Annotated in this window: 19 protein-coding genes, 3 tRNA genes and 1 pseudogene; 14 read left to right on the top strand and 9 right to left on the bottom strand. The window is 66.4% G+C overall.

Going from position 1 to position 14,808, the window contains the following annotated elements; genetic code table 11:
* Positions 1-4 precede the first annotated feature (4 nt).
* Positions 5-754, top strand: a complete 750-nt coding sequence (locus A5696_RS10025) for a class I SAM-dependent methyltransferase (RefSeq protein WP_067877402.1) — start codon at positions 5-7, stop codon at positions 752-754.
* Positions 755-799: 45 nt separating this feature from the next.
* Complete coding sequence (gene cynS, locus A5696_RS10020) at positions 800-1,255, top strand: cyanase (protein WP_067877210.1); 456 nt, start codon at positions 800-802, stop codon at positions 1,253-1,255.
* 92 nt (positions 1,256-1,347) lie between these two features.
* On the opposite strand, the gene A5696_RS10015 is transcribed toward cynS, so the two are convergent.
* The 3 genes and pseudogenes from A5696_RS10015 to A5696_RS10005 all read right to left on the bottom strand — a co-directional run bounded on the left by A5696_RS10015 (position 1,348) and on the right by A5696_RS10005 (position 3,745).
* Positions 1,348-2,043, bottom strand: a complete 696-nt coding sequence (locus tag A5696_RS10015) for a crotonase/enoyl-CoA hydratase family protein (RefSeq protein ID WP_067877208.1) — start codon at positions 2,041-2,043, stop codon at positions 1,348-1,350.
* A gap of 13 nt (positions 2,044-2,056) precedes the next feature.
* Positions 2,057-2,919: pseudogene (locus A5696_RS10010) on the bottom strand (hypothetical protein); the annotation flags it as partial.
* A 112-nt stretch (positions 2,920-3,031) separates the two neighbouring features.
* A complete protein-coding gene (locus A5696_RS10005) occupies positions 3,032-3,745 on the bottom strand; it encodes an MBL fold metallo-hydrolase (RefSeq protein WP_067877200.1) in 714 nt (237 codons plus the stop codon).
* A gap of 216 nt (positions 3,746-3,961) precedes the next feature.
* Between A5696_RS10005 and A5696_RS10000 the strand changes: the two genes are divergently transcribed.
* The 12 genes from A5696_RS10000 (at position 3,962) to rplA (ending at position 8,956) form a co-directional block, all read left to right on the top strand.
* A complete protein-coding gene (locus tag A5696_RS10000) occupies positions 3,962-4,165 on the top strand; it encodes a type II toxin-antitoxin system VapB family antitoxin (protein WP_067877197.1) in 204 nt (67 codons plus the stop codon).
* Between the two features lie 103 nt (positions 4,166-4,268).
* A tRNA-Thr gene (locus A5696_RS09995) sits at positions 4,269-4,341 on the top strand.
* A gap of 36 nt (positions 4,342-4,377) precedes the next feature.
* Positions 4,378-4,451, top strand: a tRNA-Met gene (locus A5696_RS09990).
* A 41-nt stretch (positions 4,452-4,492) separates the two neighbouring features.
* A complete protein-coding gene (gene rpmG, locus A5696_RS09985) occupies positions 4,493-4,660 on the top strand; it encodes a 50S ribosomal protein L33 (protein WP_066907182.1) in 168 nt (55 codons plus the stop codon).
* 49 nt (positions 4,661-4,709) lie between these two features.
* On the top strand, positions 4,710-5,189 hold the full coding sequence (gene hadA / locus A5696_RS09980) for a (3R)-hydroxyacyl-ACP dehydratase subunit HadA (RefSeq protein WP_067877194.1): 480 nt from the start codon (positions 4,710-4,712) through the stop codon (positions 5,187-5,189).
* Complete coding sequence (gene hadB, locus A5696_RS09975; protein ID WP_067877192.1) at positions 5,176-5,604, top strand: (3R)-hydroxyacyl-ACP dehydratase subunit HadB; 429 nt, start codon at positions 5,176-5,178, stop codon at positions 5,602-5,604. The genes hadA and hadB overlap by 14 nt, the downstream gene beginning before the upstream one ends.
* Positions 5,605-5,620: 16 nt before the next feature.
* The gene (gene hadC / locus A5696_RS09970; protein WP_067877189.1) at positions 5,621-6,121 is read left to right on the top strand and encodes a (3R)-hydroxyacyl-ACP dehydratase subunit HadC; all 501 of its coding nucleotides are present in this window, start codon (positions 5,621-5,623) and stop codon (positions 6,119-6,121) included.
* A gap of 156 nt (positions 6,122-6,277) precedes the next feature.
* Positions 6,278-6,350: transfer RNA gene (locus A5696_RS09965), tRNA-Trp, on the top strand.
* Between the two features lie 101 nt (positions 6,351-6,451).
* The gene (gene secE / locus A5696_RS09960) at positions 6,452-6,916 is read left to right on the top strand and encodes a preprotein translocase subunit SecE (protein WP_067877186.1); all 465 of its coding nucleotides are present in this window, start codon (positions 6,452-6,454) and stop codon (positions 6,914-6,916) included.
* A 121-nt stretch (positions 6,917-7,037) separates the two neighbouring features.
* Positions 7,038-7,709: a transcription termination/antitermination protein NusG gene (gene nusG, locus A5696_RS09955; protein WP_156738325.1), complete on the top strand. Its 672-nt coding sequence runs from the start codon at positions 7,038-7,040 to the stop codon at positions 7,707-7,709.
* 38 nt (positions 7,710-7,747) lie between these two features.
* Positions 7,748-8,176, top strand: coding sequence for a 50S ribosomal protein L11 (rplK, locus tag A5696_RS09950; protein WP_067877180.1), 429 nt, complete (start codon positions 7,748-7,750; stop codon positions 8,174-8,176).
* A gap of 72 nt (positions 8,177-8,248) precedes the next feature.
* The gene (gene rplA, locus A5696_RS09945; protein ID WP_067877177.1) at positions 8,249-8,956 is read left to right on the top strand and encodes a 50S ribosomal protein L1; all 708 of its coding nucleotides are present in this window, start codon (positions 8,249-8,251) and stop codon (positions 8,954-8,956) included.
* A gap of 10 nt (positions 8,957-8,966) precedes the next feature.
* Here the strand turns inward: rplA and A5696_RS09940 are convergent, their stop codons facing one another.
* From A5696_RS09940 to mmaA1, 6 genes are all read right to left on the bottom strand, one after another.
* Positions 8,967-10,184, bottom strand: a complete 1,218-nt coding sequence (locus tag A5696_RS09940; protein WP_067877174.1) for an RNA polymerase sigma factor — start codon at positions 10,182-10,184, stop codon at positions 8,967-8,969.
* An 8-nt stretch (positions 10,185-10,192) separates the two neighbouring features.
* Positions 10,193-10,906 (bottom strand): YciI family protein, encoded by a 714-nt coding sequence (locus tag A5696_RS09935; RefSeq protein ID WP_067877172.1) that lies wholly within the window; start codon positions 10,904-10,906, stop codon positions 10,193-10,195.
* Positions 10,907-10,988: 82 nt separating this feature from the next.
* Positions 10,989-11,885, bottom strand: a complete 897-nt coding sequence (gene mmaA4 / locus A5696_RS09930; protein ID WP_067877168.1) for a hydroxymycolate synthase MmaA4 — start codon at positions 11,883-11,885, stop codon at positions 10,989-10,991.
* Between the two features lie 86 nt (positions 11,886-11,971).
* Positions 11,972-12,853 (bottom strand): methoxy mycolic acid synthase MmaA3, encoded by an 882-nt coding sequence (mmaA3, locus tag A5696_RS09925; protein ID WP_067877165.1) that lies wholly within the window; start codon positions 12,851-12,853, stop codon positions 11,972-11,974.
* A gap of 144 nt (positions 12,854-12,997) precedes the next feature.
* Positions 12,998-13,870: a cyclopropane mycolic acid synthase MmaA2 gene (gene mmaA2, locus A5696_RS09920; protein WP_067877162.1), complete on the bottom strand. Its 873-nt coding sequence runs from the start codon at positions 13,868-13,870 to the stop codon at positions 12,998-13,000.
* Between the two features lie 25 nt (positions 13,871-13,895).
* Positions 13,896-14,756, bottom strand: a complete 861-nt coding sequence (mmaA1, locus tag A5696_RS09915) for a mycolic acid methyltransferase MmaA1 (protein WP_067877159.1) — start codon at positions 14,754-14,756, stop codon at positions 13,896-13,898.
* Between the last annotated feature and the right edge of the window lie 52 nt (positions 14,757-14,808).

Below are 14,808 nucleotides of genomic sequence, written 5' to 3'. Positions count from 1 at the left end.
CTCCGTGCATGATCACCGCGGCGACTACGGGACCGACGGCTCGTTCAAGACCATCTCGGCACGCGGGCAGGCGATCGGCATCGTCGCCCAGGCGGCCGCCCTGGCGGCGTGGGCCGGGCTCAGCTGGGCGCGCGGCAGGCGGGTGACGGCCGCGCTGACCGCGGGATGGGCCATTGCGCTGCTGACCGCGCTGGCGTCCTACGTCTATGCGACGCGCTCGGGCAAGTTCGTCGTGTGGGACCGGGTGCTCGACGAGCTGCGGCTGCGCGGTGACGAAACGGTGCTCGACATGGGCTGCGGACGCGGCGCGGTGTTGCTGGCCGCGGCCAAGCGGTTGCCGCGGGGCCGCGCGATCGGTGTCGACCTCTGGCACGCCGACCAGACCGGCAACTCCCGGGACGCCACGCTGGCCAACGCGGCGCTGGAGAACGTTGCCGGCCGCATCGAGGTGCGCACCGCCGACATGACGGCCCTGCCGCTGGCCGACGAGAGCGTGGACGTGGTCGTCAGCAACCTCGCCATCCACAACATCCCGACCCGCGCCGGCCGGCGGCAGGCGCTGATCGAAGCGGCTCGCGTGCTGCGGCCGGGTGGTCGGCTCGCCATCGCCGACCTGTGGGAGACCCGGCAGCACGCCGCCCGGCTGCGGGAGATGGGATGGCGAAACGTGAAGCGCCGCAACGTCGGATGGCGGATGTGGTACGGCGGTCCGTGGTTTTCGACGCGCCTGGTCACGGCGACGAAACCGGCGTGAGGCCCGCGCCCGGCGCCGACGGCCCGGCGGTGCCATGCTGTTCGCATGACGAGAAACGAACTCACCGAACAGATCGTCGTCGCACGGCTGGCGAAAGGGCTGACCTGGCAGGAGTTGGCCGACGCGATCGGCAGGCCGGTGCTGTGGACCACGTCGGCGTTGCTGGGTCAGCACCCGGTACCCGCCGAGCTCGGCAAGGTTCTCGTCGAGATGCTCGGCCTCGACGAGTCGGCGGTGCCCGTGCTGGCGGCGCCGCCCATGCGCGGTGGCCTGCCGACGGCCGTCCCGACGGATCCGACCATCTACCGCTTCTACGAAGCGCTGCAGGTGTACGGCGGCGCCATCAAGGAACTGATCCACGAGCAGTTCGGCGACGGCATCATGAGCGCGATCAACTTCAGCGTCGACCTGCAGAAGAAGCCGCACGAGTCGGGCGACCGCGTCGTCGTGACGTTCGACGGGAAGTTCCTCCCCTACCAATGGGTCTCGGCAGAAGGGTGAAGTGACCGCACCCCGCGTGCGTGTCACACTGGCCACGAGGAGGCGAGCAACGCGGTGGCCAGGGACTTTTCCCGGTCACCGCGTTCGCACGATCAGCGACCGAACTCGGCCTCCAGCCCGTCGATTCCGGCACGGATCGCCTTCAGCGCGTCGGCCCGGGCGCGCAGCTTGGTCGCGGCGTGGGCGTGCTGGTGCAGGCCGGCGAATTCGCGCGCGGCCTCCTCGGCGCGGTCGACGACCATCTCGGGCAACACGATCTCGTCGACAAAGCCTGCGGCAAGCGCGGTTTCACCGAAGAACGTCTTGGCCAGCCCGACGGCCTGCTGGTACGCCGACTGCGTCAGGCGCAGCTTCATGATTTCCAGCGCCGCGTACGGGATCACCATCCCGATCGCCACCTCGTTGGCCTGGATGTTGTAGGCGTGCGCGGCCACCCGGTGGTCGCCCGACGACAACAGGAACGCCCCCATCGCGATGGCGTGGCCGGTACAGGCCATCACCACCGGTTTGGGATGGGACAACAGCCGGTAAGCCAGCTCGAAGCCGCCCCGCAGCATGTCGATCGCGGGTTGCACCTCGCCGGAGGTGAGGATCTTCAGGTCGAATCCGCCGCTGAAAACCCGCTCGTTGCCGGTGATCACCAACGCACCGGCGTTGTCGCTGTCGGCCCGGTCGATCGCCTCGCCCAGGGCCTGCTGCATCGTCGGGCCCAACGCGTTGACCTTGCCGTCGTCCATCCTGATGACCGCGATCGAGTCCTTCAGGGTGTAGGCGACCGGGCCGCTCATAGTTGCTCCTTCGATCCTGGGTCAGACGTGCTGGCTGCGGTGCTTGGCCAGGTCGGCTTCGGCGTTGCCCCAGCGCAGGCTGACGTCGGTGGGCTGGTCGAGCAGCCGGGTGCGCCACCGGTCCTGCGTCTCCTGCACGGCGCCGTTGATCCGTTCGATCTCGCTGCGGAACACATCGGGGCGCGTTTCCTTGCTCGCGTAGTGGAAGTAGGTGAGCAGCCCCCGCAACAGCTCCAGCTTCTGCTTTTCCCGCTTCGCCAAGTCGTGGGTGGTCATCAACTCGATGCGCTGAACGGGCGGCAGCGCGTCCCAGTCCAGCACCACGTTGGTCTGCAGCACGGGCCGGTCGCCCTGCCAGAACCGCCAGCCGCGCGGCTTGTCGGGACGGTCGTGATAGATCACCGACCCGGTGAAGCGCGACTCGATGCCCGTTCCGATCTCGGCGCGATCCAGCGCCGAGTCCCACACCATGCGCCATTCCTGGCCGGGCGCCAGCACCGGCAACTCGCGCGGAAGCTGCAGTTCGACGACGTCGGCGTAGCCGTCGGCGGCGTTCTCGTATTCGGCCACCGTCGGCGGGTTGGGAAACGCGAACCGGATGTCATACGCCGCGGTCTGCCCGAAATTTCGGACGACGAGTTCGATCACGTGCCAGTCGGCGGGATGCGGCTCCATGAACATCGCGACTTGGGGCCTCGTTCGCTCGGCGGCCAGCCGGCGATTGAGTCCGAGTTGCCGGCTGATGAAGATCAGCGTGACGACACCCAGCAAAATCGCGGCCCACGCCGCCCACGCCAACCAGGTGTCGGACCCAACATGGGTGACCCCCTGCCAGGCGCTCTGGATCCACCCCATGAGACCCACCCTTCCGCTCATATCACAGCGGGCTTCCGCAGAGATTCGCTGGCCCGATACTAAAGGCGTGCGGCGCTTGTCGCCGACCCGGGACTATTCAGCGGTAACTGAGCGGAAATGGCCGCCGAGTCGCTTAGCCGCCCATCAACATTCGCCACTGATCGAGATCGGCGGCGCGATACACGTAGTTCGAGCGCTTGACCTCCGATAGCGAAGCGCTCGGCTCGGCCGAATACCAATGTCCGGGAAACACGGTCGGGTCACCCGGCAGCGCGGCGAGCCGCTGCAGGCTGCGATACATCTCATCGGAGTCGCCACCGGGGAAATCGGTGCGTCCGCAGCCGTCGAGAAACAGCGTGTCACCGGCCACCAGGCGGTCCCCCAGCAGGAAGCACTGGCTGCCCGGCGTATGGCCGGGGGTGTGCAGCAGCTCGATTTCGATGTCCCCGACGCTGACCTTGTCGTGGCCTTCATGGGTGGTGAGATCACCCATGCCGATTCCGGTGACCCGCGAAACCCAAAGGGCCTCATGCGTGTTCACATGGACGGGCACGGGTGCTCGCTCGAGCAACTCCGCCAGGCCCTTCAGCTGGAAGCCCATCATCGAACCGCCCACGTGGTCGGGGTGATGATGCGTCACCAGCACCCCGGACAGGTGCATGCCGTCGGCCTCGAGCGCGTCGAGCAGATCGCCGGCGGCGTAGGCGGGATCGACCACGAGGCAGTCCCCGGTTTGCCGGTCCCCGATGAGATAGGAAAAGTTGCGCATCTGCGTCGCGAACATGTCGCCGGCGGCGAAATCGCGACCGGACAGCAGCTGGCGGAAGTACAGCCGGTCCTCAGGCACCCGACCAGACTAGTGCCGATCGCGAGCGCGGCGTAGCCGGGCGATGCGGGTCGGCACCGTCGGGTCGGGTGCCGATCGCGAGCGCGGCGTAGCCGGGCGATGCGGGTCGGCACCGTCGGGTCGGGTGCGATCGCGAGCGCGGCGTAGCCGGGCCCCAGTTTGCCGGGGGGCCGTCGCGCATCGGTTGGGCCCCTGCCTGATGGGTATTGTTGGCCCATGAAGAAGAGGGTCGAGATCGAGATCGACGACGATCTGGTCCAAGAAATAATTCGTCGGTTTCATGTGGCCGACACGCGCGAGGCCGTACATCTCGCGTTGCGGACGTTGGTGGGCGAGTCGGACGCGGCGGACGAGCAAGGTGACGAGTACGACGAGTTCAGCGATCTCAGCGCGTGGCAACCCCGCCATGACGAAAACTAGTCGAGGAGCGGAGCCGCCCCGGGTCACTCCGTGGTTTGGTGACGTTGTGCGCCAGGTTGTACCCTCTTTTAGGCCCGCGGCACGACTGTCGCTTGGCTGAACGGCCCCCTTAGCTCAGTCGGTAGAGCGTTTCCATGGTAAGGAAAAGGTCAACGGTTCGATTCCGTTAGGGGGCTCGGCGGACGCCGAGCTGGCAGGCGGCGCGTAGCAGAGGCGATGTAGCTCAGTCGGTTAGAGCGAACGACTCATAATCGTTAGGTCGCCGGTTCGAGTCCGGCCATCGCTACAGCACAACAACGTGAGTTTTACAGAGCAGAGAGAACGGACATGGCTTCCAGTACCGACGTGCGGCCGAAGATCACCTTGGCATGCGAGGTGTGCAAGCACCGTAACTACATCACCAAGAAGAATCGCCGCAACGACCCCGACCGGATGGAGCTGAAGAAGTTCTGCCCGAATTGCGGCAAGCACCAGCCGCACCGGGAGACCCGCTAGGCGCGTCCCGCCGGCAGTTATCGAGACCGACTAGGTAGGTTCAAAAGCCGTGTCGTTGAGCGCGAACATCGTCGGGATGCACTATCGCTATCCCGACCATTACGAGGTGGAACGGGAGAAGATCCGCGAGTACGCGGTGGCCGTGCAAAACGACGACCCTTACTTCTTCGAGGAGGACGCGGCGGCCGAGCTGGGCAACAAGGGTCTGCTGGCCCCGCTGACGTTCATCTGCGTGTTCGGCTACCAGGCGCAGTCGGCGTTCTTCAAGCACGCCAAGATAGCCGTCGAGGACGCGAAGATCGTCCAGGTCGACCAGGTGCTGAAGTTTATGAAGCCGATCGTGGCGGGCGACAAGCTGTACTGCGACGTGTGGGTGGACTCGATGCGTGAGTCGCACGGCACCCAGATCATCGTGACCAAGAACATCATCACCGACGAGTCCGGTGACGTTGTACAGGAGACCTACACGACCCTGGCGGGCCGTGCCGGCGAGGATGGAGAAAAGGGATTTTCTGATGCCACTGCGTGAGTTCAGTTCGGTCAAGGTGGGCGACAAGCTGCCGGAGAAGACTTATCCGCTGACCCGTCAGGATCTGGTGAACTACGCGGGGGTGTCCGGCGACCTGAACCCGATCCACTGGGACGACGAGATCGCCAAGGTGGTCGGGCTGGATACCGCGATCGCCCACGGCATGCTGACCATGGGGCTGGGCGGCGGCTACGTCACCTCGTGGGTCGGCGACCCCGGCGCGGTGACCGAGTACAACGTGCGGTTCACCGCCGTGGTGCCGGTTCCGAACGACGGCAAGGGCGCCGAGCTGGTGTTCAGCGGACGGGTGAAGTCGGTCGATCCCGACAGCAAGTCGGTGACCATCGCGCTGACGGCGACCACCGGCGGCAAGAAGATTTTCGGACGGGCGATCGCGTCGGCAAAACTGGCGTAGGCGGGGGCTTGCTTTTATGGCTTTGAAAACCGACATCCGCGGGATGATCTGGCGGTACCCGGACTACTTCGTCGTGGGCCGCGAACAGCTCCGCGAGTTCGCCCGCGCCATCAAATGTGACCATCCCGCCTATTTCGACGAGGACGCTGCCGCCGAGCTCGGCTACGACGCGATAGTCGCGCCGCTGACGTTCGTGACGATCCTCGCCAAGTACGTGCAGCTGGATTTCTTCCGGAACGTTGACGTGGGCATGGAAACGATGCAGATCGTCCAGGTCGACCAGCAGTTCCTCTTCCACAAGCCGGTGCTGGCCGGCGACAAGCTGTGGGCCCGGATGGACATCCACTCGGTGAGCGAGCGCTTCGGCGCTGACATCGTCGTCACGAAGAACATCTGCCACAACGACGTCGGCGAACTCGTGCTGGAGTCCTACACCACGCTGATGGGCCAGCAGGGCGAAGAATCCGCCAGGCTCAAGTGGGACAAAGAGTCGGGGCAGGTCATCAGGACGTCGTGATCAGCGTCGGGATTTCTGCCCTCGAGGGGTATCGAGTACACTCGAACCTCGGGGTTTTCCCAGCATCAGCGCGCTTTCCGGGATTCGAAACAATCGGGGAGCGCGCGTGTCATGTAAGCCCCGGCAGGTAAGCGCAGGTTGGCCTGCCAACCGCGAAGGGGCGTAGCTCAACTGGCAGAGCAGCGGTCTCCAAAACCGCAGGTTGCAGGTTCAAGTCCTGTCGCCCCTGCAGAGACGGACCATCGAGGTGGTGCCATGGTGGACACTAGAAGAAGTGCACGATCCACAGTGGGACGGCTCGCGGGACACTAGCAAACAAAGGAGCATGCGGTGAGCGACGAGGGCGACGCAGCCAACGACGCCGCACGCGACGGCGGCGACACCGAGGAGAGCCGCGACAGCGGCGGTCGGACGGCCCTGGTGACCAAGCCGGCGCGGCCGACAGGCAAGCGGTCGCGGCTGCGCGTGGCCGAGGCCGACGACGACGTCGAGGCGGAGTCGCCGGACGAGGTCGAGGCCGCCGAGGAGGACAAGGGCAAGAAGGGTCGCGCCGCCAGGAAGGCCAAGGCCGGCAAGAAGCCGCGGAAGCCCGGCGACCGCTCGGCCAACCCGTTCGTGTTCGTCTACAACTACCTCAAGCAGGTGGTTGCGGAGATGCGGAAGGTGATCTGGCCGAACCGCAAGCAGATGCTCACCTACACCTCGGTGGTGCTCGCGTTTCTCGCCTTCATGGTGGCGCTGGTCGGCCTGGCGGACTTCGGCCTGGCCAAGCTCGTGCTGCTGGTGTTCGGCTGAGCTTTGACAGTGATAGAGAGGACTGAAAACCGTGACTACCTTCGACGGTGACACGTCCGCGGGTGAAGCGGTCGACGTGCAAGAGGTCACTGAAACCTCAGAGACCCCGGAGACCACCGAGATCGCGGTGCAGGCGGAACCGGCCGAGCAGGCGGAACCGGCCGAGGAGGTCGATCCCGCCGCCGCGCTCAAGGCGGAGCTGCGCAGCAAGCCCGGCGACTGGTACGTCATCCACTCGTACGCGGGATACGAGAACAAGGTGAAGGCCAACCTGGAAACGCGCGTGCAGAACCTGGACGTCGGCGACTACATCTTCCAGGTCGAGGTGCCCACCGAAGAGGTCACCGAGATCAAGAACGGCCAGCGCAAGCAGGTCAACCGCAAGGTGCTGCCCGGCTACATCCTGGTGCGCATGGACCTGACCGACGATTCGTGGTCCGCGGTGCGCAACACCCCGGGGGTCACCGGCTTCGTCGGCGCGACGTCGCGCCCGTCGGCGCTGGCCCTCGACGACGTGGTGAAGTTCCTGCTGCCGCGGGGGGCGGCGAAGAAGGCCGCCAAGGGCGCGGCCAGCACCGCGGCCGTCGCCGAGGCGGGCGGCCTGGAACGTCCGACCGTCGAGGTCGACTACGAGGTCGGCGAGTCGGTGACGGTGATGGACGGACCGTTCGCCACGCTGCCCGCCACCATCAACGAGGTCAACGCCGAACAGCAGAAGCTCAAGGTGCTGGTGTCGATCTTCGGCCGCGAAACCCCCGTCGAGCTGACCTTCAGCCAAGTCTCCAAGATCTAGTCCCCCTTAACCCCCAAGAGAAGGAACCGCAACATCTCATGGCCCCGAAGAAGAAAGTCGTCGGGCTGATCAAGCTCCAGATCCAGGCCGGGCAGGCCAACCCCGCCCCGCCCGTCGGGCCCGCCCTCGGCCAGCACGGCGTGAACATCATGGAGTTCTGCAAGGCCTACAACGCCGCCACGGAAAACCAGCGCGGCAACGTGATCCCGGTGGAGATCACGGTCTACGAGGACCGCAGCTTCACCTTCGCGCTCAAGACACCGCCGGCCGCCAAGCTGCTGCTCAAGGCAGCCGGCGTGGGCAAGGGCTCCGCGGAGCCGCACAAGACCAAGGTCGCCAAGGTCAGCTGGGATCAGGTTCGCGAGATCGCCGAGACGAAGAAGGCCGACCTCAACGCCAACGACATCGACGCCGCCGCGAAGATCATCGCCGGCACCGCGCGGTCGATGGGCATCACCGTCGAATAGCAAGTCAAGCCGTGGGAGGGCCAGCTTCGGCCCGCCGACAACCACGACCCCAACATCGGATTGGATGAATCAATGAGCAAGAACAGCAAGGCATTCCGCGCCGCCGCCGAGAAGGTGGACCGCAGCAACCTGTACACCCCGCTGCAGGCGGCCAAGCTCGCCAAGGAGACCTCGTCGACCAAGCAGGACGCGACCGTCGAGGTGGCGATCCGGCTCGGTGTCGACCCGCGCAAGGCCGACCAGATGGTCCGCGGCACGGTCAACCTGCCGCACGGCACCGGCAAGACGGCCCGGGTGGCGGTGTTCGCCGTGGGCGACAAGGCCGAGCAGGCGCAGGCCGCCGGCGCCGACATCGTCGGCAGCGACGACCTGATCGAGAAGATTCAGGGCGGGTTCCTGGACTTCGACGCGGCGATCGCCACCCCGGACCAGATGGCCAAGGTCGGTCGCATCGCCCGCATCCTGGGCCCGCGCGGCCTGATGCCGAACCCGAAGACGGGCACCGTCACCCCCGACGTCGCCAAGGCCGTGTCCGACATCAAGGGCGGCAAGATCAACTTCCGAGTGGACAAGCAGGCCAATCTGCACTTCGTCATCGGCAAGGCGTCGTTCGACGAGAAGAGCCTGGCGGAGAACTACGGCGCCGCGATCGACGAGGTGCTGCGGCTCAAGCCGTCGTCGTCGAAGGGCCGGTACCTGAAGAAGATCACGGTGTCGACGACCACTGGGCCCGGCATTCCGGTGGACCCGGCCGTCACCCGCAACTTCGCCGAGGCCTAGTTCCGGGCTGTCACCCGCCGCACTCGGCGATGCGCCGCCGCAGGAATTCGCGGCCGGGCTCGGAGCCGTTGGACTCCAACGCCATGCGGTACCACCCCGCCGCCTCCCCGGGCCGCCCGGCGCGCCGCAGCAGGTCGGCGCGCACCGTCGCGACGAGGTTCGACCGACCCAGCCGGGGGTCGTGCGCGACCATGTCCAGGGCGGCCAGGCCGGCGTCGGGTCCGTCGCGGAAGCCGAGCGCCAGCGCCCGGTTGGCGCGCACCACCGGCGAGTCGGTGATCTCCACCAGCCGGTCATAGGCCGCGCAGATGGTGGCCCAGTCCGTCTGCTCCCAGGACGGCGCGGTGGCGTGCAGCGCGGCGATCACCGCCTGCGGCAGATAGGGGCCCGGGGATCCCTGGGCCTGCCGCAGCCGGTCCAGCCCACGGGCGATGCGGCCGCGGTCCCAGCGGCGACGGTCCTGTTCGTCGAGGGGCACCAGCATCCCCTCGGCGTCCACCCGGGTCGCGCGCCGCGAATCGTGCAACAGCACAAGGGCGGCCAACGCGTGGGCCTCCCGCTCGTGCGGCATCAGCCCGCACAGCTCCTGCGCCAACCGGACCCCCTCATCGCACAGTTCGTCCCGGATCGCCGACGGCCCCGCCGTCGACCAATAGCCCTCGGTGAACACCGAGTAGATGCAACTGAGCACGTGCGGTGTGCGTTCGGGCAGCAGCTCGGGTGGTGGCACCCGCAGCGGGATGTTGGCGTGGCGAACCTTGTTCTTGGCGCGCGTGATTCGCTGCCCGACGGCCGCCTCGCTCTGCAGCAGCGCGCGGGCGATCTCGCCGACGGTCAACCCGGACACCAGCCGCAGCGTGAGCGCCAGTTGCGACGGGCGGTCGAGCGCCGGGTGCGCGCAGGTGAACATCATCCGCAGCTCGTCGTCGCGAACCGGATGCGGGTCGGTGCCGTCGGTGCGCGCCAGGATATCGTCCATCACGGCCGCCAATTCCTTTCCGGGGCGCACGGATTCGCGGCGCAGCCGGTCGCGGGCGCGGTTGCGCGCGACGGTCACCAGCCACCCGCCGGGACTGTCCGGCACACCATCGCGAGACCAGGTGCGCAACGCCTCGGCGCAGGCCTCCTGGACGGCGTCCTCCGCGATCGTGAGGTCGCCGGACCACCGCGCGAGCGCGGCGACCGCGGGGCCCCACTCCCGACGGAAGACGCCGTCCAGGTCGGTCATTCGCGCATCTAGAGCGCGGAGACCCCGGCCAGGTGCCGCAACTCCACGGCCGAGGCCGGGATCATCGCGGCCACCTTGACGGCCTCGTCGCGATCCGTGGCGCCGAGCAGGTAGAAGCCGGTGGCCACCTCCGCACCCTCCGCGTAGGGGCCGTCCGTGATGAGGGCCTCGCCGTCGCGCACCCGTACCGTCGTCGCCGTGGACCGGTCGTGCAGGGCGGCGCCGCCGAGCAAGTGATCGCCCGCCGCGGCCATGAACTCCCCGTGGCGCCCGGCCATCGCCTCCCACTCCGGCGTGCCCGGCGTGTGCGCGGACGCGGGGGGCTCGAGCAGCAGCGCGAGCCAGTCGTCGCCGGTGAGCTTGCGCGACGGTTCAAACGAGTGGAACATCGGCCAGACCTCCACGGCCCCGTACTGCGCCACCGGGACGCCACGCGCCAGCGCCAGCGCCTCGTCGAGGTTCTCGGCCTCGAACACGTAGTAACCGCACGCCACCTCGGCGGCCTCGGCGAACGGGCCGTCGGTGGTCACCGGCGCGTCCGGGCCCCCGCTGATGCGCACCGCGGAACCGGGCTGAGCCGTCGGGAGCAGGGCGTCGCCGGCGCGGATCGCCGACCCCGCCTTCGCGTGGAACTCCTCGAAGGCCGTCATGACCTCAGCCCGCTCGTCGGGCGTGAGGTCGCGGTCGCTTTCCCTGCTGATCAATAGGGCGAAGTACTGCATTTGTCGTCACCTCCGGTAGTGAGCGAAACCTGCTGTTCCACTCTCTACCGATTCGACGAACGGCGCAGCCCCGATCCGACAGTCAGGCCGCGCCCGGCTTGAGGTAGGTCACCAGGCGCACGTCAAGCATCTCGTCGGTGAAGTAGTGCTCGCAGCCGCGCAGGTACTTCATGTACCGCTCGTAGACCTCTTCGGAGGTGACCTCGATGGCCTTCTCCTTGTTGGCTTCCAGCGCGTCGCCCCAGATGTGCAGCGTCTTGATGTAGTGCGGCCGCAGCGAAAGTGATTCGGGGACAACAAAACCCGCTTTTTCACCATGCTCGACCATCATCTCGGCGGACGGCAGGCGCCCGCCGGGGAAGATCTCGGTGATGATGAACTTGATGAAGCGCGCCGTCTCGAAGCTCAGCTTCTTTCCGCGGGCGGCCATGTCGAAGGGGTGGTAGCCGACGCTGCTCTGAATGGTCATCCGGCCGTCGTCGGGCATGATGTCGAAGCACCGCTTGAAGAAGTCGTCGTAGTTCTCGTGCCCAAAGTGCTCGAAGGCCTCGATCGACACGATCCGGTCGACCGGCTCGTTGAAGTCCTCCCAGCCGTGCAGGCGGATCTCGTGTGAGCGGCCGGTGTCGAGCGTCCCCAGCACCTGCTCGCAGCGGGCCCGCTGATTTTTGGACAGCGTCAGGCCGATGACGTTGACGTCGAACCGCTCCACGGCGCGTTTCATCGTGGTGCCCCACCCGCAGCCGATGTCCAGCAGCGTCATGCCCGGCTTGAGGTCGAGCTTGTCCAGGTTCAGGTCGATCTTGGCGTACTGGGCCTCTTCCAGCGAGATGTCCCACGGCTCGAAATACGCGCAGCTGTAGGTGCGGGTCGGATCCTGGAACAGCGCGAAGAAATCGTCGGAGACGTCATAGTGCGCCTGGATGTCTTCGAATTGGCGCGTCCGCGTCTTCGTCGGGCCAGTCGGTTGATCAGCCATTTTCCGTCTTGTTCTCCTGGAAGTTCACTGCGGCGATAACGCGGGCACACGTCGTCGCGATAACTGACGTACCACCGTACCGAAGTTCACTTCTCCAACGTGAACTGGTTGCAGTCGATGTAGCCCATGCGGAACGCCTTGGCGCAGCCGGTCAGGAACTTCATGTACCGCTCGTAGACCTCTTCGGACTGGATCGCGACGGCCTCGTCCCGGTGGGCCTCGAGCGCCTCGGCCCAGAAGTCCAGGGTCTTGCCGAAGTCCTGCTGCAGCGACTGTATGCGGGTCACCTTGAAGCCGACCTTCTCCGAGTGTTCCTCGACGGTCTCGATCATCGGCAGCCGCCCACCCGGGAAGATCTCGGTCACGATGAACCGGATGAACTTGGCCATCTCCATCGTCAGGGGGATGCCGCGCTCCATGACCTGCTTCACGTGCAGCCCGGTGATCGCGTGCAGCGCCATCACCCCGTCCGCGGGCATCGCCTCGTAGGCGAACTTGAAGAAGTCGTCGTAGCGGTGGAAGCCGAAGTGCTCCAACGCCTCGATGACGACGATGCGGTCCACCGGATCGCTGAACTCGGCCCAGTCGCGCAGCAACACCCGGCGCGAGCGCGGGCTGTCGACCCCGTCGAGCACCTGCTGGCAATAGGCGTGCTGGTTGCGCGACAGGGTCAGCCCGACGACGTTGACGTCGTAACGCTCGATGGCCCGCTTCATCACCGAGCCCCAGCCGCAGCCGACGTCGAGCAGCGTCATCCCGGGCTGCAGTCCGAGCTTGTCCAATGTGAGGTCGATCTTGGCGACCTGGGCCTCCTGCAGGGTCATCCCCTCGCGCGGGAAGTAGGCGCAGCTGTAGGTGCGGGTCGGATCCACGAACAGCGCGAAGAACTCGTTCGACAGGTCATAGTGCGCCCGCACGTTGTCGGAATCAGACCGCATCCGCGTGGCCCCCACTCGATTTTCAGCCATGTGTCCTCCCGACTGGACAGGCACCTGCACCAGGTGGCCATCCCCGGCACCCTACACGGGGCGGGACGCATCCTATGCATTTAAGGTCGCATGCCCCTGGGTTTTTCGGTCGAGTCCCCCACCTCAGTGTGACGGGTGCTACCGCTATTTCTCCAGGGTGAACTGATTGACGTCGATGTAGCCGGTCCGGAACGCGTCGGCACAGCCGGTCAGGTACTTCATGTACCGCTCGTAGACCTCTTCGGATTGGATCGCGACGGCCTGGTCCCGGTGCGCCTGCAGGGCCTGCGCCCACAGGTCGAGCGTCCTGGCGTAGTGCGGCTGCAGCGACTGCCTGCGGGTCAGCGTGAAACCCGCCTTCGCCGAGTGGTCCTGCACCATCTCGATCGACGGCAGCCGGCCCCCCGGGAAGATCTCGGTGACGATGAACTTGATGAACCGGGCCATCTCGAACGTCAGCGGTATGCCGCGCTCGATACATTGCGGCCCCGTCAGCCCGGTGATGGTGTGCAGCAGCATCACTCCTGGATCGGGCCGGCCGGGCAGGATGCGCCGCGCCATCGCGAAGAAGTCGTCGTAGCGATCGTGGCCGAAGTGCTCGAACGCGCCGATCGACACGATGCGGTCGACCGGCTCGTCGAACTGTTCCCAGCCGGCCAGCAACACCCGCTTGGTGCGGGGGCCGCCCATCGCGTCGAAGGACTTCTGCACGTGGGCGGCCTGGTTCTTCGACAGCGTCAGGCCGACGACGTTGACGTCGTAGCGTTCGACCGCCCGGCGCATCGTGGCACCCCAGCCGCAGCCGACGTCGAGCAGCGTCATGCCGGCCCGCAGCCCAAGCTTGCCCAGCGCCAGGTCGATCTTGGCGAGCTGCGCCTCCTCCAAGGTCATGTCGTCGCGCTCGAAGTACGCGCAGCTGTAGGTCTGGGTGGGGTCCAAAAACAGGCGGAAAAAGTCGTCGGACAGGTCGTAGTGCGCCTGCACGTCGTCGAAGTGCGGCGTCAGATCCTTGGCCATGGCCAGGTAGCCTCCCTCGGCCGTGTCACTTCGTGAGGGTGAATTGCGCGACGTTGATCAGCCCTCGGCGGAACCGCACGGCGCACCCGGTGAGGTAGTGGATGAAGTTGTTGTAGACCTCTTCGGACTGGATGGCGATGGCCCGATCCCGGTTGGCCTCCAGGTTGGCGGCCCAGGTGTCCAGGGTTCGCGCGTAGTGCTGCTGCATCAGCTGGATCTGCCCGACGGAGAACCCCGCGGCGCGCGCGTTGTCGACGATGTCGGGCTCGGAGGGCAGTTCACCCCCGGGGAAGATCGACTCGCGCAGGAACTTCAGGAAGCGCAGGTCGCTCATCGTCAGCGCGATGCCCTGCTCGTGCAACCAGCGACGGTCGTAGGTGAACAAGCTGTGCAACAGCATCCGGCCGTCGCCGGGCAGGATGTCGTAAGACCGTTCGAAGAACGCGCCGTACCGCTCCTTGTGGAAGGCGTCGAAGGCCTCGAACGAGACGATCCGGTCGACCTTCTCCTCGAACTCCTCCCAGCCCTGCAGCCGAGCCTCGGCGCGCCGGCTCGTATCGAGCGCGGCCAGCCTGGCTTTGCTGCGCTCATAGTGGTTGCGGCTCAAGGTAAGTCCGACGACGTTGACGTCGTACTTCTCGACCGCGCGCACCAGCGCACCGCCCCAGCCGCACCCGACGTCGAGCAGCGTCATGCCGGGCTCGAGCTCCAATTTGTCCAGCGCCAAATCCAATTTGGCGAGTTGCGCCTCTTCCAGCGTCATGTCGTCGCGCTCGAAGTAGGCGCACGTGTAGACCCAGGTCGGGTCGAGAAAGAGGCCGAAGAAGTCGTCCGAAATGTCGTACGCCGCTTGCGAGTCCTCGTAATAGGGTTTCAGCTCGGCCATTATTAGACATCCTCCCAACGCCAACCGTACAACGCGGCAAGTGCTCCGTGAA

It is taken from the genome of Mycobacterium sp. E2699, from assembly GCF_001666745.1.
In the GTDB taxonomy this organism is placed as follows: Bacteria; Actinomycetota; Actinomycetes; order Mycobacteriales; family Mycobacteriaceae; genus Mycobacterium.
Note: the sequence above shows the minus strand (reverse complement) of the source record. Positions and strands in the feature narration are given on the sequence as shown.